Below are 20,825 nucleotides of genomic sequence, written 5' to 3' on the forward strand. Positions count from 1 at the left end.
TAATATAAATATTTATTGTGGATATGATTTTACAAGTATTTTATTGTGAAAGTTTATTATTTGATGAAAGCAAATGAGTTGCTATCAAACTGTATTTCAAAAGAAAAAAAAATTCCTCCCAATCCTATAGATAAACGAGTAGGAAGCCGTATCCGGTTAAGAAGAAAGTTATTGGGCTTTTCCCAAGAAAAACTTGCTATAGCTTTAGGTTTATCATTTCAACAGATTCAAAAATATGAAAAGGGATTTAATCGTGTTGGCGCTTCGAGACTTTATTATATAGCACAGTTTTTGCAAGTTCCGATTAATTTTTTCTTTGATGAGTTTTTGACCGGAAACGAAGAAAATAAAAGTCAGGTTCCTCCATCATTTTCAACGGCATTAGATGTTAAAAAAATATTAATTACCAAGGATAAGGAAAATGCCATTAAGGAGGAAATTAAAATTACAGATTTGAATGTTATGAATAATAAGGAAACGGTTGATTTGTTAAAGGCGTATTATCATATTAAAGATAAGGAAATCAGGAAAAAGTTGCTACATCTTATTAAGGTTATGGCAGAATGATTTAAAAAATATTTCATTCTCTATGTAAAATGTTATCTGTAATAAAAGAGGAGATTTTTTTCGATTTGAAAGAATCTTTTAATTGCTTTTCATTATATTGGGATTGAAGCCAATATAAAAAATTCACTTTTCCATGCGTTTGCTGAAGATATTGGGTAAAAAAAGCATCAAGAATTCCTGTTCTGGAATATTTAAAATGACCGTATTTCCATGAAAGCTGTCGCATTGCAGAATGAATATCGTAGTTTTCAAATAGAAGAATTAATGCGGAAACTAAACCTGCACGATCAGCTCCAGATTTACAGTGGATTAAAAGAGGGAATTCAATAGCTTTGTAAATATTTGCAAGATTTAGAATTCGATCGATATGTGGTGCTCCACGGCTTTCAAAAGGGAGGTCGTAATGTTTTAAATTTAATTTATTACTGATATGGCGGGATAGCGCATCAGAACCACAATTTCTTTTACCCCGTAAATTGATAATTGTTTTAAGATGATATTTGTTTGTTAAATTCAATAATCTGGTTGGAGTGGGATGGTTGCTGCGATATACTTTACCGGGGATAACTGTCTGAAAATTTGACCAGAATAAACGAAAAATCGCATGGTCAACAAATAGGCTGTTGAGCCATGCGATATGATAGTCCCGACGATTTGGAAAAGATGAGTCAAAAATATATTTCTTTTTCATGACTCATCTTTTAGCTTATTTAAAGTTTACGTTCAATTTGTAATCTTTTCAATTCAGCAATTGCATGAGCTGGATTAAGCCCTTTTGGACAGGTCTGTGTACAGTTCATGATAGTACGGCATGCATACAAACGCATTGAATCCTCTAATTCATCAAGGCGTTCGCCTTTATACTCATCACGGCTATCAGCAACCCAACGCATGGCAGCCAATAAGACGGATGGGCCTAAATATTGGTCCCCGTTCCACCAATATGAAGGACAAGAGGTTGAACAGCAAAAACACAGGATACATTCATATAAACCATCCAGTTTTTTACGCTCCTCAATGGATTGTAACCGTTCTTTGTCAGGGGGTGGAGGGGTATCAGCTTTAAGCCATGGATCAATTTCCCTTAATTGTGCATATGGACCATTAAGATCAGGTATCAAATCCTTAATGACGGGCATATGGGGGAGAGGATAAATTGCAATATCCCCCTCATATTCATTAATGTGTTTTGAACAGGCTAGGGTATTTAATCCGTTAATGTTCATGGCACAAGATCCGCAAACCCCTTCACGACAAGAACGACGGAATGATAAAGTCGGATCAATTTCATTCTTAATATGAATTAACGCGTCTAAAACCATTGGGCCGATTTTGTCCAGATCAACCTCGTAAGTGTCGATGACTGGATTTTTGTTATCATCAGGGCTCCAACGATAGATTCTAAATTTCTTGATATTTTTTGCCTGTGAAGAGGCATAAAATACTTTTCCAATTCCAATTTTACTGTTTTTGGGTAGTCTTAATTCAACCATTAGTCATCACCTTCTCTGATTAATATACCCGTTTTTTAGGAGGGAAAACCTGAACTTCATCGGTTAAAGTTCTCATATGGACTGGGCGATAATCAAGTGAAACCTCTCCCTTGTCATTAAGATATGAAACAGTATGTTTCAACCAGTTTTTATCGTCACGTTCAGGATAATCATCATGGGCATGTGCGCCACGACTTTCATGACGTGCGGTTGCACTTACCATGGTTACGGTACCATTTGCCAATAGATTCTCGAATTCCAAGGCTTCCATTAAATCTGTATTCCAAATCAGGGATTGATCGGAAACAGAGATGTCCCCCAGACCAGACCAGATATCCCTAATCTTTTCAACGCCCGCTTTCATGTTTTTAGTATTCCGGAAAACGGCTGCATGACGTTGCATGGTTCTTTGCAGGGTGTCACGCATTTGAGCCACACGGGTTCCACCTTTGGCAAATCTTAGTTTATCTAAACGGCCAAATGCATTTTCCCCGGCATTTTTAGGGAATGGAGCAACAGGAGCGCCAGGTTTAAGAATATCTTTTGCACGTAAGGCAGCTGCACGACCAAATACAATCAAGTCAAGTAATGAATTCGTGCCAAGGCGGTTTGCACCATGAACGGAAACACAGGCACATTCACCGATTGCCATTAATCCCGGAACGGTTGCATCTGGATTGTCTTTGGTAGGTCGAATAACTTCGGCCTGAAGATTTGTTGGGATACCACCCATATTATAATGGACAGTTGGTAATACAGGAACGGGTTCCTTCGTTACATCAATTCCGGAGAAAATGCGCGATGTTTCAACAATACTAGGTAAACGTTCGTGTAAAAGGTCTGCCCCCAGATGTTCAAGATGTAACATGATGTGATCTTTATTGGGACCACATCCGCGTCCTTCATTGATTTCCACAATCATGGCACGAGAGACAACGTCACGAGAAGCAAGGTCCTTTGCATGTGGCGCATAACGTTCCATGAAACGTTCACCTTCACTGTTTGTCAGATAGCCGCCTTCTCCGCGACATCCTTCTGTTAACAAACAGCCGGCTGGGAAAATACCGGTTGGATGGAATTGAACGAATTCCATATCCTGTGTTGGGATGCCAGCACGCATGACCATGGCATTTCCATCACCTGTGCAAGTATGGGCAGAAGTACAGGATTGAAAAGCGCGTCCATATCCTCCTGTCGCCAGAACAACCAGATTTGCACGGAAACGGTGTATACTGCCATCCTCCAGACACCATGCCGTAACACCGCGACATGTGCCATTTTCATCCATGATAAGATCAATAGCAAAATATTCAACAAAGAATTCAACATTATGTTTCAAGCATTGTTGATAAAGTGTATGCAATATAGCGTGACCAGTTCTGTCTGCCGCAGCACAAGCGCGTTGAACGGGTTCCTTTCCGAAGTCGCGCATGTGTCCACCAAATGGACGTTGATAGATTTTACCATCTTTATTCCTGGTAAAGGGTACTCCCATATGTTCCAGTTCATAAACGGCAGGAACCGCTTCACGGCATAAATATTCAATTGCGTCCTGATCACCAAGCCAGTCAGAGCCCTTTACGGTATCGTACATGTGCCATTGCCAGTGATCCTCTCCCATATTTCCAAGTGAAGCCGCAATTCCCCCCTGGGCTGCTGTTGTATGACTGCGGGTTGGAAATACTTTTGTAATACAGGCTGTATGAAAACCGGCCGCACCCATTCCCAATGTTGCCCGCAAGCCAGAACCGCCAGCCCCTATGACAATGACATCATAGGCATGATCCACGATACGATACGTATCTTTTAATGATAAAGTAGTATCAGTCATTACGATATATATCCTTTAAATGCTGAATTATTTACTGGCGGATGCAGTAAAAAATAATTTTAATATAGAAATTACGGATAGAATTCCTAAAAATAAGGCCCCACCTTTAATACAGTAATTAAGAGCCAATCTTTTTCTTTCACGTGCGTAATCTGATGTAATGACTTCCAAGCCGAGTTGCATATGACGGAATGTTAGCAAGACAAGTGTGAGTAATAAAATTGTATTCGTAGGTTTTCCAGCCCATTTTACAACATCCTTATGATCTGCATCACCCAATCTTAGCATTTGGATAATAAACCAGATTGATAAAGGGGCACTGCCTGCCGCGGTTATGCGTTCGGTCCACCAATGTTCGAAAATATTGTGTCCTGTCCCCAATCCACGCATACGTCCAAGATAAGAGCGTAGAATGGTGGGGCGTTCTACAGAGGTATTCATTGGAGTTTCTCCTAATTGTTTATAGAAAATTATTTTGATATTTTTTAATCAATACGAAGGTTGTCTATTTTTTTCTTTTTTTGATTTTTTTACCAAGAATAATAGTCCATAAAGCTAAAGTTAAAGCAGCAACACCGATAACCTCTGATTTACTGTCTTGATTAATTTCAGGTTTTTCAAGACGTTTGCCACTTAAATCCCAAATAAAATGACGAATACCGCCAATAAAATGGAGAAAGAATGCTGATGAAAAACCAAATAAAATAATTTGTCCTAGAAAACTTCCTGTAAATTTTTGAGTTTTTTGAAAAGATTTTGGTCCTTTTGCGGCTGAAACCAGCCAGGCAACCATTAATGCACTTCCTGCGGAAAGTGCACCGCCTGTAATGCGGTTACTGATTGACAAGACCATTGATAAAATGGGTTTGTAAACTTGTAAATGGGGCGACATTGGTCGGTTTCGATATGATCCGTCACTTTTGTAACCTACATAAAAAGTTTTGCGTATATCCGACATTCTTGATTTCCTAATTAATCCTTATAACACGGCTGATACCGATTTAAGTTAATTGCACTTTATACCCCACTAAAAGATTGATCCAGTCAATTTTTGGACATTCAATTGATTGTGTATGAAGTATTCGGGGTCTTTGTTATTTGATGACTAAACAGTTTTTTGTTTTATTTCTAAAGTAACAATAAGAATATGATAATAACAATTTTCAGGATAAAAAAATAAATATCAAATTAATTTGTATAAATTGGATTAATGGCTATAGAAACGTGAAATTGGTAATCATTAATTTATTTATGTTTTTAATTTCGATACCAACAAATCATATCAATTTTATGATCTGTTGGTTAAAAACTATCATTTAGAAATTAGATTCATTTCTATTAATTTTTCGGCAATCTGTACTGTATTCAATGCTGCACCCTTACGTAAATTGTCGGAAACGCACCATAGTCCTAAGCCATTTGGAACTGTTGGATCGATACGGAGTCGTGAAACATAGGAGGCATCTTCTCCTGCCGCCTCAATCTGGGTAATATAGCCGCCATCTTCCTGTTTATCGAATAGAATGACACCTTCAGCGTTGCGTAAGGCTTTTTGTGCCTTGGCAAGATCAACGGGGCGTTCACATTCAATGGTAATTGCCTCGCCATGTCCGATAAAAACAGGAACCCGAACACAGGTTGCAAAAACATTGATATCTGGATCAAGAATTTTTTTGGTTTCCACATTCATTTTCCATTCTTCTTTTGTCGATCCGTCTGGCATGAATTTATCAATATGAGGTATACAGTTAAAGGCAATTTGCTTGGTAAAATTGTTTATTGAAATGGAATCCCCAACCAATGATGATTTGGTTTGGATATATAATTCGTCCATTCCTTTTTTGCCTGCCCCGCCTGTGGCTTGATATGTCGAAACAACAATTCTTTTAATTTTGAACAAGTCGTGCAAAGGTTTTAAGGCAACAACCATCTGAATGGTTGAACAGTTTGGATTTGCAACAATATTCCGCTTGATTTTCTTTAAATCTTCCGGATTAACCTCTGGAACCACTAATGGAACATCAGGTTCCATACGGAAATGGGAAGTATTGTCAATCACGATACAGCCTGCCTTGGCTGCTTTGGGTGAATAGACGGATGATACGGATGCGCCAGGAGAGGATAAAGCGATATCCCATCCCTTAAAATCAAAGGTTTCAAGATTTTGGACTTTTAGAATTCTTTTGTCACCAAAGGATATTTCTTTTCCTGCCGAACGTGGAGAAGCCAAGGCAACAATTTCCTTAATTGGAAAATCACGTTCCGCCAGAATTTTTAAGATTTCTCTACCTACCGCCCCTGTTGCTCCAATAACGGCTATGCGATATCCCATAGTATATAATCCTTAGATAATAAAGTTTAATAAATTTTAAAGAAGTCTTTAGAAACCAGCCAAATATTTTAACTCTTTTATTATTTATGTAAATAAATTTTATCAAAATTGTTTGAAAATAAAGAAAATTATTAGGAAAAAAAAAGAAGCTATGTTCTTCTTAGTAATAATTTAAAAGGTCTTTATACTAATTGTTAATCAGGGTTTTTTTTATTTATGAGTCGTTTAAATGTGTTGTATGCACAAAAAGTAAAGAATGGTGAGCTTAAACCAGACAAGGCACAGGAACAAATTGCAGACCGACTGGATCATCTTTGTGTTGAATTGTCTGATTATGTGCCAGAACAGACTAACGTTGGCGGGCTTTTGAATTCATTTAAAAAATTGTGGAAAAAGCCTATTGTAAAACCCAAGGGTATATATCTTGTAGGGCCTGTTGGTAGAGGTAAATCAATGTTGATGGATTTATTTTACAGTCAGGCCCCTGTTGAAAAAAAGATGAGAACACATTTTCATGTTTTCATGCAGGAAGTGCATAAGAAATTTCATGCGTTGGAAATACAGTATCCAAAGGGTGAAGATCCCATTCCAAAACTGGCTGAGGAAATTGTCGAAAAGACATGGTTGCTTTGTTTCGATGAATTTCAAGTCAATGATATAGCTGATGCAATGATATTGGGGCGACTGTTTGAATATCTTTTTAAATTGGGAGTTATCATTGTTGCCACTTCGAATGTTCACATCAGGGATTTATTTCAAAACAGACCGGGAGCTGATGCTTTCAAGCCGTTTATTGCTTTATTAGCACAAAATATGATTGAACTTGAATTATGTTCGGCACATGATTATCGATTGGGTCGCAAGGAAATTGAAACCAAATGGTTGATCGGCTGTAATCCGGAAAACCATGCTCTTCTGGATAAAATCTTCTTACAGGAATCAGGTGGCAAAGAGGGCGAAAAGACAATCTTAACCGTTATGGGACGTCAATTTACCATACCTTGCGCAGCAGGAAAGGTGGCCCGGTTTCAATTTGAACAATTATGTGATGCGGCACTGGGAGCTGGTGATTATTTGGTTTTGGCTCAAAAATATGAAGTATTGATTATTGATAACATACCGATATTTAACCCTGAAAATATGAATGTAATTGAACGGTTTACCACTTTGATTGATGTATTGTACGAACGGCATACAATTCTCTGTGTATCTGCGGAGACGGATTGGGAGCATATTTATCCTGAGGAAAATAGGGCGGCTTTTTTTGAGCGTACTGTTTCACGTTTGTATGAAATGCAAAGTCTAGATTGGACAAAATAGGCATTCGAGAGTAAAGGTTCTCTGACATTTGTTAAAGAAAAATTGAAGTGGCTTATAGGTGCACTTGTTATATTAATAGGTAAATTAAACTCTGAATAGTGAGTTTTTAGTAGAAATAATTAAGGGGAAATATTATGGCGATTGCTGATCAAATTGCCAGTGTATTCAGTGGATCGAATGCTGCGTATCTTGCGGAATTATATGCAAAGTGGAGGCAGGACGCTAATAGTGTTGACCCGTCATTTGCACAGATTTTTTCTGCGATGAATGATGATAAGACAGTTGTAATGGATGATGTAAGGGGACCTTCATGGGCCCCTCGCAAACCTGTAAAAATTGAATTGGAGCCCGATGACAAGCCCGCTTTGACGAAAGAGGGAAAAGTAACAGCCAAACAACTTTATCAGGCTGCGAATGACAGTCTGCGAGCCGTAGAGCTTATAAATGCATATCGAAGCTTTGGTCATTTTAATGCTGTATTGGATCCCTTGTCCATTCATAAGCCTATAGAGTGCAAGGAATTAAATCCTGAAACTTATGGATTTAAAAAAGAGGATTTGGATCGCCCAGTTTTTATGGGAGATGTTACTAAGAATTTCCTTCCAGGTGAAATTCATACTCTTGGTGAAGTCATTCCTGTATTAAGGCGGATTTATTGCAGTTCAATTGCCTGGGAATATACATATCTGCAAAATAGTGAACAACAGCAATGGTTTTGTGAAAAGGTTGAAAGCCAGAAAAATCATGTGCTGAATGCAGATGATAAGAAAACAATCTTACAGGAACTTGCAGAGGCTGTAGGGTTTGAAACTTTTTGTCAAAAACGTTACGTTGGTGTAAAGCGGTTTGGATTGGATGGCGGGGAATCACTTATTCCTGCCTTACGTACCCTTATTCGACATGCAGTAGCAAATTATGATATTCAATCTGTGGCGATGGGCATGGCACATCGTGGACGTTTAAATGTTTTAACCAATATCGTTGGCAAGTCTTTTCCTGCCTTATTTAGTGAATTTGCAGGAAAATCTTATAAATCTGACGATATTCCTGGTGTTGGAGATGTGAAATATCATCTTGGATATCGAAAACAGGTTCAAATGAATGGACAGGATGTCGATCTTGTCCTGGAATTTAACCCGTCCCATCTTGAGGCGGCTGATCCTGTTGTAGAGGGAAGGGTTCGTGCCATGCAAGATGCTAATGGTCAGAAACATCTGGCTGTTTTAATGCATGGTGATGCTGCCTTTGCTGGACAGGGTGTGGTTTATGAAACTTTTGCCATGTCCAGGCTTCCCGGATATAAAACAAACGGAACAATTCACGTTGTTACAAATAACCAGATTGGATTTACCACATCTACAGAATATGGACATTCTGGATATTATTGTACGGATGTCGCTAAAGTTGCTAAAGCTCCCGTCATTCATGTCAACGGGGATGATCCTGAGGCTGTAGTTTCAGTCATGCGGCTTGCCGTTGATTATCGGGAACGTTTTGCAACGGATATTGTTGTTGATATTGTCTGTTATCGTCGATTTGGACATAATGAAACGGATGAACCGACATTTACCCAGCCAATCATGTATCAGGCTGTTCATAAACATAAGGATATTTATCAGCTTTATGCAGCGAAATTACAAGATGAAGGAGTGATTTCTGCTGTAGAAACGGAAAAATATTGGTCTGATTTCCAGAATTATTTACAAAAATCCTATGAAGAGGCTGATAATTATCATCCCGGAACTCCAGAATGGTTAAAAGGTGACTGGAAAAAAATGCAATGGCGTGGAAAAAATCGTAAAGATTTTTCCACGGCAGTTTCAATTGATGATTTAAAGCGGATTGGTAAAGCGATTAGCTCATACCAAACAGGGTTTAATTGCCATCCGAAATTGGTTCGTCAACTTGAAGCTAAGGCCAAAATGTTTGAAACAGGAAAAGGGTTTGACTGGGCGACTGGTGAAGCCTTGGCCTTTGGTAGCCTTTTGTTGGAGGGGCATCCGGTTCGTCTTTCCGGTGAAGACTGTCAACGGGGTACATTCAGTCATCGTAATGCAATGCTGTTTGACCAGAAGACGCAGCAACCTTATATTCCTTTAAATCATATTGCCACTGATCAGGCGAAATTGGACATCTATAATTCATTGCTGTCTGAATTTGCGGTTCTGGGATTTGAATACGGTTATTCTTGTGAAAATGCAAATGCCTTGGTCTTGTGGGAGGCGCAATTCGGTGATTTTGCCAATGGCGCACAGATTATCATTGACCAGTTTGTTTCGGCTGCTGAAAGTAAATGGCTCCAGCAATCGGGGTTGGTGCTTTTATTGCCACATGCCCAGGAAGGACAAGGGGCTGAACATTCATCTGCCCGACTTGAACGTTACTTGCAGCTAAGTGCAGAGGAAAATATGCAGGTTTGTAATTTTACAACTCCCGCAAACTATTTTCATGCCTTGCGTCGGCAGTTGAAACGGAATTATCGTCAACCGTTGGTTGTCATGTCCCCGAAATCTTTATTAAGACATCCTCTTGCACAATCAACATTGGCAGAATTTGCGGATAAAACAGAATTTTTACAAGTTATTGATGAAATAGATGCCTCTGTAAATCGTCAAAAAGTCAAACGAGTTGTATTCTGTTCAGGTAAGGTTTATTACGATTTGTTGATAGCTCGTCGTGAAGCCAAGAAAAATGATGTGGCTTTGGTTCGTGTCGAACAATTATATCCATTCCCAATCGATATTGTTAAGAAATTGATACAATCATATTCTGGGGCACAGGAATTTGTATGGTGTCAGGAAGAACCTCAGAACATGGGGGCATGGCAGTTTATTTCTGGTAAGATTGAAGCGATTGTGCAAACGGTTAAAAATAGTCCAATCAAAATTGAATATGCCGGACGTACGGCTCAGGCAAGTCCTGCAGCAGGGTTGATGTCTGTTTATAAGGCAGGTCAGGAACAATTGGTTAAACAAGCCTTGAATTTATAAGAACTATATTGAGAAATAATAAGATTTAATTAGGAAAAACAAATATGTCCATTGAAATTAAAGTACCGCAATTAGGCGAAAGTATCAGTACGGCCACAGTTGCCAGATGGCTAAAAAAACCTGGTGAGGTTGTGAATATGGATGAAGCGATTGTAGAGCTTGAAACAGATAAGGTCAGTGTAGAGGTTCCGTCGCCTAAAACAGGTGTGATGGGTGCACAGCTGGTACATGAAGGGCAGGAGGTCAGTGTTGGGACCTTATTGACTGTATTGGAGGATGGGGCTTCGGTTATTGAATCAGCTCAATCCAAAAGTGTGTCTGTACAGGATGTTAAACAGGCAGAACCCTCGGTTTCAGTGCCTGCTGATAATAAGCCAGTTTCAATGCCGGCTGCCCGTAAAATGATGGAAGAAAAAAATATTACGGTTGATCAGGTGGCTGGTACGGGACGGGGTGGCCGGATTACACGGGATGATGTGGTACAATTTCTGGATCAAAAGGAAAATCCTGCCAAGGCATCTGGTCCTGTTGTACCCCGTCAGGATGATCCTCGTGAAGAGCGTGTCAAAATGACCCGGTTACGTCGTACGGTTGCGCGTCGCCTTAAGGAAGCACAGGAAACAGCGGCAATGTTGACGACCTTTAATGAGGTTGACATGTCTGCCGTCATAAATATGCGGACCCTGTATAAGGAAGCCTTCAATAAAAAACATGAAGGTAGCCGTTTGGGATTTATGTCTTTTTTTGTAAAGGCAACTGTATCTGCCCTTCAGGAATATCCTGCAATCAATGCACAAATTGATGGTGAAGATATTATCTATCGTCATTTTGTGAATATGGGAATTGCGGTTGGTGGCCCAAATGGGCTGGTTGTTCCCGTGCTCAAAGATGCGGATCAAATGAGTTTTGCTCAGATTGAGGGGCAGATCATTGATTTTGCAAAACGTGCACGCAGTAATACGCTGAAATTAGCTGACCTTTCAGGGGGTACCTTCTCGATTACAAATGGAGGAATTTACGGTTCTCTGATGTCCACCCCAATTTTAAATATGCCGCAATCAGGAATTCTGGGGATGCACGCGATCAAAGAGCGTCCAGTTGCAGTCAATGGACAGGTTGTTATCCGTCCAATGATGTATCTTGCTCTTTCTTATGACCATCGTATCGTGGATGGTAAGGAAGCGGTCAGTTTCTTGGTTCATATCAAGGAACGTATTGAAAATCCAGAACGCTTGTTGTTGGATGTTTAAGGGGTCGTGTGAAATTTATTATAAAGGATAGGAAAGGTAAAAAACATGACCATAAATATTGTCGTACCTGTTTTGGGGGAAAGTATAACATCTGCTGTTGTTTCAAAATGGTTGAAACAGCCAGGCGATCAAGTTGCTGCGGATGAGGCGATTGTTGAGCTTGAAACGGATAAAGTAAATGTTGAAGTGCCGGCCCCCTCTGCGGGAATTGTCGGCAAACATGTTGTCGAAGCGGGCAGTGAGGTTTCAGTAGGTGCATTATTGGTGACATTGGAACCATTGGGAAAAGGAGAAACAGTTACAAGAAATGATACAAGAGTGTCATCTGTTTCGGGCTCAAATCCTGAGCAAAAACCAGTTGATGCTTCCGCGCCAGCAAGTGAATATGATTATGATGTTCTTGTAATTGGTGCGGGACCAGGAGGATATGTTGCCGCCATTCGTGCTGCACAACTGGGCATGAAAGTCGCATGTGTAGAAAAACGGAAAACATTGGGTGGAACATGCTTGAATGTTGGCTGCATCCCTTCAAAAGCTTTATTATATGCTTCCGAGCAATATGAAGCTGCCCGGCATCAATTTGAAAAATTGGGGGTTGTTGTTAAGAATGTCTCAGTTGATCTGAAAAAAATGCAGGAGCACAAACAGTCAGTCGTTGAGGCGAATGTTAATGGGATCGAGTTCTTATTCAAAAAGAATAAGGTAACGCGTATTGAGGGCGAGGCAACCATTGTTGCCGCAGGAAAAGTTTCCGTTAATGGGCAAGAGATTAGCGCGCGTTCCATTATCATTGCAACTGGCAGTGAGACGGCAGGATTGCCGGGAATTGAAATTGATGAAAAACAGGTTGTAAGTTCAACAGGAGCCTTGGCTCTTTCTGAAATACCTCGTCATATGGTCGTTATTGGTGGTGGTGTGATCGGGGTTGAACTTGGAAGTGTTTGGAAACGTTTAGGTGCCAGGGTTACTGTGGTTGAATACTTTGATCGGTTGGTGCCTGGTTTTGATCAGGAAATTTCATCTACATTAGCCCGTCTTTTGATCAAGCAAGGTTTTGAACTGAAACTGTCTCATAAAGTTAGTAAAATTGACAAGATGAATGGACAGCTTAAGATCGCAATTGAAGCCGCTCAAGGAGGGAATCAGGAAACTCTTGAGGCAGATGTAGTCTTGATGGCAGTTGGTCGCCGTCCTGTAACTGCAGGTCTGGGACTAGATAAAATTGGTGTGGAATTGGATGAAAGGGGAAGAATTAAAACAGACGCTCAATTCCAAACCAATATTCCGGGTATTTATGCGATTGGAGACGTGATAGCTGGTCCAATGTTGGCGCATAAAGCAGAAGAGGATGGTGTGGCAGCTATAGAATTTATTGCAGGTAAAAAGCCGCATGTTGATTACAACCTTGTTCCAGGTGTTGTTTATACAGAACCTGAGGTTGCCATGGTTGGTAAAACAGAAGAAGTATTGAAAAAAGAAAATGTAGCCTATACGGTTGGCAAATTTCCATTCAGCGCTAATGGTCGTGCCCGTGCAATGGGTAAAACAGACGGTTTTGTAAAAATTCTGGCCGATAAACATACCAACAGAATTTTGGGTGTTCATATGATTGGTCCAAATTGCAGTGAAATGATTGCAGAAGCCGTATTGGCAATGGCTTTTGGTGCTTCTGCCGAAGATATTGCCTTGACTTGTCATGCGCATCCTACCTTGTCCGAAGCGGTTAAAGAGGCGGCCTTGGCAACACAGAACCAGGCAATCCATATGTAAACTAAATTATTCTGTTTTTATTTGTAAAATATTATATATAATTAATGAATAATTGTAATATTTTACATAATAAGGAGAGAGGATGAAGCTTTATCGATTAAGGGTTTGCATATTATTGTGCTCTTTAATCTTTATTATGCAGCCTTTTGCTAAAACATCTCTCTCCTCTTTCAATGTTACTGATCAATTGAACTCTTTAAGACGACATTATTATTGTCCAATTGATGATCGTGATTTTTCTCCAATTATATATGACTGTTTTTCAAGTCTGACAGGAAATCAATGTCATATTGATTATACTCAGTTTGAAAATAATTTCTCGATCTTTGGTAATAATCATTTTGTCACTTTACCTCCTTTACCAGTCCTTGCGCCGGAAAAGGCCTATTTAGAGGCCAGAAGGCTTCAGCGTTTATTAAGCAAGAATGTTCCCCGTGCACGAATTTATAGCAATAAACAAAATATGGAATGGATTAGACTGGCCAAAAAAGAAGTTGAAAAATCAGGTATTCTCTTGAAACGGGCACAGATTTTAGTTGTGGTTGATCGCAATCCCAAGGTTCAAGCTTTATGTTTTGTGCTGGCTTTTCCTCAAGGCACGGATCAATGGATGGCATTTGGGGGAGGGCATGTATCTACAGGAAAAAAAGGACGTAAATTATATTATGTCACACCGACAGGTGTATTCATGAATACTACGGAAAGGTTGGGATATCGCGCGTTGGGTACCAAGAATAAATTAGGGATTCGTGGTAACGGAACGAAAGGAATGCGAGTATGGGATTTTGGTTGGCAATGGGCTGAAAAAGGGTGGTTGCCTAATCATGTAAAAGGTCAGATTCGGTTGGAAATGCATGCAACAGATCCTGTATATTTGGAACCAAGACTGGGCAATTCTGCATCTGAAGGATGCGTTCGTATTTCTGCCCATATGAACCGTTTTATAGATCATTATGGTATCATAGATGTTTTATATGAGCAGGCCGCAAAACAGAATAAACGGTTTGAAGCTATTTTATCTAGAAATCGCCAGGTTACACCAATTGCTGGTGACCTGTTGGTTGTTGTTGATTCTTCAGAGAAAATTAAATGATAATTTCAAATAAAGAACTGGTAATTTGGTAAAGGGTTGGTTAACTAATATGGAATCATTTTCAATTTTCGATTTCAAGATAAGGAAAGTCTATGAATATTACTGAAAAAGAAGGCAAGTCATTACAGTCATATTTACAGAAAAAATTAGGGAATAACAATTTGAAGGTTATTTTGCCTAAACGTCAGGGACAGCCTGTTGAATTATGTATTCAAGATGGAAAAACGCTTGAGTCAATTGGAACAGTTTATCGTGATGAGGATGAAGGTGAAATTTCTTATGCGATCTCAATGACAATATTAGAAGAAGATCTTGTATAATCAGAACTAGTCTATTTATTCTGTTGGAAAAGTTGGGCAATAACCTGATCAGGTAAAGATATGTTTGTAATTTTCCAACGCCATCTTTGTAATTTCATTGTCAGGCTTAAGGGTGGCATGTTTTCACCAGGAATGATAATTCTTGCGTGCATTGTAAAAGGCGAAGAAAAATAGATATGGCTCGACATATAAATTTGTAATGCATTCTTCTTATTTTTCAAAGAAGAGGATGATGGCAATGTAGGCGGGGATATATAATCAAGTAAAACATGTAAACTATTGTGATTTATATGATGATCAATAGCATTACTTACCGCTTCAGTCGCAAAAGACGTTCCAAAATCCGGTAATTCATCCAGGTCTTCTTTTGAAGGGCTGTGAAAATCCTGAGTGAGATATTTTTTTAAGTGATCTTGAATAGAATGCCAGTTCAAACTTTTGGTTAGATATTTAGTATCGTGGGTCTGTATCGCCTTAGAAATTGACCATAGGGTCAAATATGGATAGGCAACGTATATCGTGCAAAATACAATTATGACCATTAACCATTTTATATATAAAAACAGATTTTTTCTATATTTTTTTTGGGATATGTATAAAAAAGTCATATTCTTGTTATTTAACCTGTTTGAATAAGATTTATGGTAATATGTCTCTTGCCTTTTTGAAAGAAAGCATTGAATTTATTATAACATAATTATTATTTTATATTATAGTAACGATTTGATCCCTTGATTTATATTTGAAAGACAAGATAAAATGCAATGCGGTTTTTTAGATCATCTTATTAAAAAAAGCTTAAATTGTTTTTTATACATTTCATTTTTTATATCAATATTTTGTTTAAATATTTTATGTTTTTCCTCGACCGCTTTTACTCAGGAAAAAAATCAGCATAAACAGTTTGTTCATAAAAAAAGTATCAGGAAAAAAAGCCACCCAGTTTCTCACAAGAAAAAAAAGGTTCATATACAGGAAAACTCTCAGACTCAATCTGTGAATAATAATGAGGGGGGGGGCACAGCTGCAGCTGGAACAGCAGTGGGAGTCGCAACCGCTTCAGCGGCCGCAATCCCCGCTGCAAGCAGCATTCCATCTCAGGAACCAGAAAAGGGTTCTGTAACAGGTTTGCCTATCCCTCATTTTCTTTCTTTACGTGCGGATGTGGTGAACATGCGAGCAGGTCCTGGAACTCGTTATCCTATTATCATGATTTATCACAGACGTCATATGCCAGTAAAAATTCTTAGGGAATTTGATGTTTGGCGTCTTATTGAGGACGTGGATGGACAAAAAGGATGGATCCAGCAGGCTATTTTATCCAGAGAGCGTTTTTTCATTACAACTGGAATGCCGCTCAGTGTCATGGATGATAAAGATAAATTACAAGACGAAACAAAAGAGAAATCAGAAGTAAAAAGCACAGACAGCTATATTTCAGAATATGTATCCAAAACACAAAATTCCCAATTATCGGGTCAGGGTGTCATTGTAAGGACTGTTCCACAAGAGTCGGCTGATCCAGTTGCGATTTTGAAACCCGGAGTTGTTGGAAGTATAAAAGAATGCCAACCCAACGCCAGTTGGTGTAAAGTTAAAATCAATACCTATATAGGATGGATACCAAGATCAAATATCTGGGGCTTGCTTCCCCAGGAAATTATCCAGCCTCATTAATTTTCTTATTGAATAATGATATATAGGAATAAAGAATTCAAATTTGATACGTTTGAATTCACAATTAAAAATGTAAGGAACTAATATTATGAAAGATAAATCATTGATCTTAAGAGATCGTCGGGCAAAAATTGTATCAACTTTGGGACCTGCTTCCTCAACAAAAGAAATGATCAAGGCTTTGTTTTTGGCCGGGGTTGATGTTTTTCGTTTGAATTTTTCCCATGGTACACATGAGGATCATGCAGAACGATATCGTATTATCCGTGAAATCGAAGAGGAAACAGGTAAGGTTATTGGTATTTTGGCCGATATTCAGGGACCTAAACTGCGCGTAGGTAATTTTGCAAATGGTAAGGTTACTCTAAAAAATGGAGCAATTTTTCGTTTAGATTTAGATCCGGCATTAGGTGATGAAAATCGTGTCTGTTTACCTCACAAAGAGATTATCCAAAGTGCAAAGCCAGGGGCAAGATTATTGCTTGATGACGGTAAGTTACGTTTGACGGTTCGGAATGTTGGTGCGGATTATTTGGAAACCGAAGTTACTGTCGGCGGTGTTTTATCTGATCATAAAGGTGTGAATGTTCCTGATATGGTTTTGCCCATTCCAGCATTGACAGAAAAAGATCATAAAGATTTACGTTTTGCATTGGATCTGGGTGTTGATTTTATCGGGCTTTCCTTTGTTCAGCGTCCAGAGGATGTTCAGGAAGCCAAGGCTATTTCCAATGGTAGAGCCTGGATTATTACCAAAATGGAAAAACCACAAGCAATTGAAAATCTTGATTCAATTCTTGAAGTTACGGATGGTGTAATGGTTGCCCGTGGTGATCTTGGTGTTGAAATGCCTCCTGAAGAGGTGCCCCTGGTTCAAATTCAGATTATTCGCAAGGCGCGCAGTCTTGGTAAACCAGTGATTGTGGCCACTCAGATGTTGGAAAGCATGATTTCATCACCAACACCTACCCGTGCTGAAGCTTCTGATGTTGCAACTGCTGTATTGGAGGGCGCTGATGCGGTCATGTTGTCTGCTGAAAGTGCGGCAGGTCAATATCCGAAAGAAGCAGTTTCCATTATGAACCGTATTATTACACGGGTTGAAAAAGATAAAGAGTGGACAAAATTAATGGAAGCCACGCGTGAACAACCTCAACGTAATATTGCTGATGCTATTGTTGCCGCTGCCCAGAAAATTTGTGCGACTTTGTCTGCACCCGCTGTTGTTGCCTATACGCATAAGGGAACAACAGCCTTGCGCATGTCGAGAGAACGTCCAAACAGTATGATTTTCAGTCTAACGCCAAGTGTTGAAGTGGCTCGTAGGTTGGCATTGGTTTGGGGTATTCATCCATGTACAACAAATGAGGCTTGCATACCTTCCTGTACTGTTGAACATATTGTTGATGAAGCCCGTAAAACGACGCAAGAACACAATATTGTCAAAAGGGGTGACCAAATTGTTGTTGTTGCCGGTGTTCCTTTTGGTCAGACAGGCAGCACGAATTTGATTCGTGTTACGGAAATCAACTAGTATTTTAATAAAAATAAAATAATTCCATTTTTTAATACGGGAATTTCTTTTCCCGTATTTTTTTTATTGTTTCAATTTGATCGGCAAGAAGAGAATATGTTATCGGTTGTCGAATAATAAAATTTTTCTCGTCTGTAAAATCGGATAAATTTACAAAGTTCTTTTCATAACCGGTAATGAAAAGAATTAGTAGATCTGGATAATTGTTGTGAAGTGTTGAAATTATATTTTGATTGTTGAATTGCTGTAATATCCTGGTATCAATAGTGATAAAATCGAAATTTGAGCTATTGTTTAGTAATGTTGTCGCCTCTGGATAAGTTTTAACCATGGTCGCTGTATAACCAAGATCTTCAAATGCCTCGCCTAAAAGTGTACGAAGATGGTAATCTTGTGAAATAATTAATGTTTTATAGCATAATTGCCGGGTATCATTTGTGAAAAAATTTTCCACAACCAAAGGGCGTCGATATCGTGGAAGATATAAATCAATAATAGTGCCTTCCATATACCTGGAATGCAGCTTTAAATATCCGCGTGACTGTCTGGTAAAACCATAAGCCATTGAAAGGCCGAGTCCGGCTCTTTTTCCCAAGGGTTTGGTTGTAAAAAATGGATCTGTAACACGGTCAATATATTCAGGCTTGATGCCTTTACCATTATCCTTTATACTTATTTTTACGTAGTCATCAGGTTTAATGGAAAGCTGATTGGCAAGAGTATGGTCAATAGATAAATTTTTACTGGATATATTTATTCTTCCTGTCAGGGATTGTATCGCTTCACAAGCATTTGTAAAAATATTGATCAGTGCGGTTTTAAATTGTTCTGGATCGCAAAAAACAGGCCAAATATCTTGACTCAAAGAAAAATCAAGAAAAATGGTTTTATCTGAATTCTTATGAAGTATGTTTTGAAAAACATCAGTCAGAATTTGAATGATGTGATTGGGGTTCGTAACGTGCGGAATGAGAGTTTGCCTTCTTGAGAAGGAAAGAAGCTGATTTGTAATGACTGAGGCTTGGGATGCCGCTTGTTGGGCAGCATTGATATAAGTGGGTAATTTTTCCAGTTTTTTTTGTTGAATTCTCAATTCCATTAATTCCAGATTTCCAATTATTCCACCAAGCAGAGTGTTGAAATCATGAGCTATGCCACCGATTAAATGCTCGATTGATTCTGTTTCTGGTTTTTTGTGATCGGTTATATTTGTAATGATTCCAAGGATACCGCTTATTTTATTATGTTCATTATGAACAGGATTAAAGGTAATGGTAATTTTTTGTAAGGGATGAGAGGATGAATTTTTGGCGTGCTGCTGTTGAAATGTGTAACTGAAGGATTCTCCTTGATAAACAAGTTTGATAATTTTATTGAAATTCTTGTTCTGTTCTGGCCAAACCTCCAGTAGAGGACGCCCCAAAAGGGCAGGATGTTTAAAATCAATAAAGGGAATGTAGGCTTCATTATAAAACGTGATATACTTTTCTCCCCAAAAAAGAATCATGGGAAGTGAAGAATTCATTAACAGGGAAATCGTTGTATGTAATGTGGACGGCCAATTTTTTTGTTCTCCCAGCGTTGTGTGTTTCCATTCAAATGTATTCATCAGTTTTTGAATCGATGGGAGTTTTGATGGCAATACGTTCATTTTATGATTATCTTAATTTTAGGGTGCTGAGGAAAAAGCCGATAAATTAAAATAAGATATCTTAATGAATAAGACCAATAAAATGATTATGCTTGCTTATTATTGATAAGGGATTTACGAATTTCCCGTCCTTTTTTAATTGTTTTTACAATATAGTCCTCATCTTGCCAGCGAATCGCTTTTGCCATTGCCTGGGCATCTTCGGTAAAGCGAGCCAGCATTTCCAGAATGGCTTCACGGTTATTGAGAAAAATATCCTTCCACATAATTGGATCAGATGCTGCAATCCGTGTAAAATCCCTAAATCCGGATGCCGCATAATCCAATACCTCGGAACGTGTTTCATCGGCCAGACTATCTGCTGTATTGCAGATAGTAAAGGCAAGTAGATGTGGCAAATGACTTACAATTGCGCAGATTTTATCATGATGTCTTATATCAAGAATGCGCGTATTCGCCCCCATGGCCTGCCAGAATCGCTCGATCTTATAAACGCTTTCTTTTCCGGTTGAGGTGGTGGGCGTTATCAGGCACCAACGATTTTCAAACAGAGATTCAAAACCGGCATCAGGACCGGAAAATTCTGTTCCGGCCATGGGATGTGCTGGAACAAAGGAAATATCAGAAGTTAGATAGGGAGTAATGGCGGCGATGACAGAAGCCTTGGTGGATCCTGTATCGGTAAGAATGGCCCCTTTTTTCATATGTGGAATAATTTGTTTGGCAACTTCTTGCATGGCACCAACAGGTATTGCGAGGATGACGCAATCTGCATTTTTAACTGACTCAACAGGGTCTGAACTGACTTTGTTGGCGATTTTTAATTTCTTAACGCGATGACAAACTTCAGGGTGATTATCAACAGCAACCGTATATTCTGAAATAGTGGGATCTTTTTGAATGCGTCGAAGAATTGAAGAACCGATTAATCCCGGGCCAATGACGGTGATATTTTTAAAAATTGGAATTGATGTAATTTTATTGGTCATAATGTTAA

The 20,825-nt window shown here is 38.9% G+C and carries 18 protein-coding genes; 9 read left to right on the forward strand and 9 right to left on the reverse strand.

What is annotated here, in order from left to right; translation table 11 throughout:
* Positions 1 to 63 precede the first annotated feature (63 nt).
* Positions 64 to 567 carry a helix-turn-helix domain-containing protein gene (locus U0839_RS02515; protein WP_122124102.1) on the forward strand — a complete coding sequence of 168 codons (504 nt, stop codon included), beginning with the start codon at positions 64 to 66 and terminating at the stop codon, positions 565 to 567.
* A 13-nt stretch (positions 568 to 580) separates the two neighbouring features.
* Here U0839_RS02515 and U0839_RS02520 read toward each other — a convergent pair whose 3' ends face one another.
* From U0839_RS02520 to U0839_RS02545, 6 genes are all read right to left on the reverse strand, one after another.
* Positions 581 to 1,243: a tyrosine-protein phosphatase gene (locus U0839_RS02520; RefSeq protein ID WP_370533621.1), complete on the reverse strand. Its 663-nt coding sequence runs from the start codon at positions 1,241 to 1,243 to the stop codon at positions 581 to 583.
* 34 nt (positions 1,244 to 1,277) lie between these two features.
* Complete coding sequence (locus U0839_RS02525) at positions 1,278 to 2,060, reverse strand: succinate dehydrogenase iron-sulfur subunit (protein WP_110439083.1); 783 nt, start codon at positions 2,058 to 2,060, stop codon at positions 1,278 to 1,280.
* Between the two features lie 19 nt (positions 2,061 to 2,079).
* Positions 2,080 to 3,891, reverse strand: coding sequence for a succinate dehydrogenase flavoprotein subunit (gene sdhA / locus U0839_RS02530; RefSeq protein WP_155566024.1), 1,812 nt, complete (start codon positions 3,889 to 3,891; stop codon positions 2,080 to 2,082).
* Between the two features lie 27 nt (positions 3,892 to 3,918).
* On the reverse strand, positions 3,919 to 4,332 hold the full coding sequence (sdhD, locus tag U0839_RS02535) for a succinate dehydrogenase, hydrophobic membrane anchor protein (protein WP_230873110.1): 414 nt from the start codon (positions 4,330 to 4,332) through the stop codon (positions 3,919 to 3,921).
* Between the two features lie 64 nt (positions 4,333 to 4,396).
* On the reverse strand, positions 4,397 to 4,849 hold the full coding sequence (gene sdhC, locus U0839_RS02540; protein WP_230873109.1) for a succinate dehydrogenase, cytochrome b556 subunit: 453 nt from the start codon (positions 4,847 to 4,849) through the stop codon (positions 4,397 to 4,399).
* A 354-nt stretch (positions 4,850 to 5,203) separates the two neighbouring features.
* Positions 5,204 to 6,223 (reverse strand): aspartate-semialdehyde dehydrogenase, encoded by a 1,020-nt coding sequence (locus U0839_RS02545; RefSeq protein ID WP_155566023.1) that lies wholly within the window; start codon positions 6,221 to 6,223, stop codon positions 5,204 to 5,206.
* 216 nt (positions 6,224 to 6,439) lie between these two features.
* Between U0839_RS02545 and zapE the strand changes: the two genes are divergently transcribed.
* The 6 genes from zapE to U0839_RS02575 all read left to right on the forward strand — a co-directional run bounded on the left by zapE (position 6,440) and on the right by U0839_RS02575 (position 14,966).
* Complete coding sequence (zapE, locus tag U0839_RS02550; RefSeq protein ID WP_413550013.1) at positions 6,440 to 7,543, forward strand: cell division protein ZapE; 1,104 nt, start codon at positions 6,440 to 6,442, stop codon at positions 7,541 to 7,543.
* A 134-nt stretch (positions 7,544 to 7,677) separates the two neighbouring features.
* Positions 7,678 to 10,533 (forward strand): 2-oxoglutarate dehydrogenase E1 component, encoded by a 2,856-nt coding sequence (locus tag U0839_RS02555; protein ID WP_413550014.1) that lies wholly within the window; start codon positions 7,678 to 7,680, stop codon positions 10,531 to 10,533.
* Between the two features lie 44 nt (positions 10,534 to 10,577).
* Complete coding sequence (odhB, locus tag U0839_RS02560) at positions 10,578 to 11,783, forward strand: 2-oxoglutarate dehydrogenase complex dihydrolipoyllysine-residue succinyltransferase (RefSeq protein WP_155566020.1); 1,206 nt, start codon at positions 10,578 to 10,580, stop codon at positions 11,781 to 11,783.
* Between the two features lie 45 nt (positions 11,784 to 11,828).
* Complete coding sequence (lpdA, locus tag U0839_RS02565) at positions 11,829 to 13,553, forward strand: dihydrolipoyl dehydrogenase (RefSeq protein ID WP_155566019.1); 1,725 nt, start codon at positions 11,829 to 11,831, stop codon at positions 13,551 to 13,553.
* A gap of 82 nt (positions 13,554 to 13,635) precedes the next feature.
* A complete protein-coding gene (locus tag U0839_RS02570; RefSeq protein ID WP_155566018.1) occupies positions 13,636 to 14,646 on the forward strand; it encodes a L,D-transpeptidase in 1,011 nt (336 codons plus the stop codon).
* Positions 14,647 to 14,738: 92 nt separating this feature from the next.
* Positions 14,739 to 14,966 (forward strand): DUF3126 family protein, encoded by a 228-nt coding sequence (locus U0839_RS02575; RefSeq protein WP_155566017.1) that lies wholly within the window; start codon positions 14,739 to 14,741, stop codon positions 14,964 to 14,966.
* A gap of 11 nt (positions 14,967 to 14,977) precedes the next feature.
* On the opposite strand, the gene U0839_RS02580 is transcribed toward U0839_RS02575, so the two are convergent.
* Entirely contained in the window at positions 14,978 to 15,508 is a 531-nt protein-coding gene (locus tag U0839_RS02580; RefSeq protein WP_196424880.1) for a DUF2939 domain-containing protein, read from the reverse strand.
* Positions 15,509 to 15,962: 454 nt separating this feature from the next.
* On the opposite strand from U0839_RS02580, the gene U0839_RS02585 reads away from it, so the two are divergent.
* Both U0839_RS02585 and pyk read left to right on the forward strand, forming a co-directional pair.
* The gene (locus tag U0839_RS02585; protein ID WP_162988616.1) at positions 15,963 to 16,643 is read left to right on the forward strand and encodes an SH3 domain-containing protein; all 681 of its coding nucleotides are present in this window, start codon (positions 15,963 to 15,965) and stop codon (positions 16,641 to 16,643) included.
* 88 nt (positions 16,644 to 16,731) lie between these two features.
* Complete coding sequence (gene pyk / locus U0839_RS02590) at positions 16,732 to 18,177, forward strand: pyruvate kinase (RefSeq protein WP_155566014.1); 1,446 nt, start codon at positions 16,732 to 16,734, stop codon at positions 18,175 to 18,177.
* A gap of 31 nt (positions 18,178 to 18,208) precedes the next feature.
* Here pyk and U0839_RS02595 read toward each other — a convergent pair whose 3' ends face one another.
* Both U0839_RS02595 and U0839_RS02600 read right to left on the reverse strand, forming a co-directional pair.
* A complete protein-coding gene (locus U0839_RS02595) occupies positions 18,209 to 19,828 on the reverse strand; it encodes an ATP-binding protein (RefSeq protein ID WP_155566013.1) in 1,620 nt (539 codons plus the stop codon).
* Between the two features lie 86 nt (positions 19,829 to 19,914).
* Complete coding sequence (locus U0839_RS02600) at positions 19,915 to 20,817, reverse strand: prephenate dehydrogenase/arogenate dehydrogenase family protein (protein ID WP_155566012.1); 903 nt, start codon at positions 20,815 to 20,817, stop codon at positions 19,915 to 19,917.
* Between the last annotated feature and the right edge of the window lie 8 nt (positions 20,818 to 20,825).

This window comes from Commensalibacter sp. A3DC (genome assembly GCF_047307945.1).
Taxonomy (GTDB): Bacteria; Pseudomonadota; Alphaproteobacteria; order Acetobacterales; family Acetobacteraceae; genus Commensalibacter; species Commensalibacter melissae.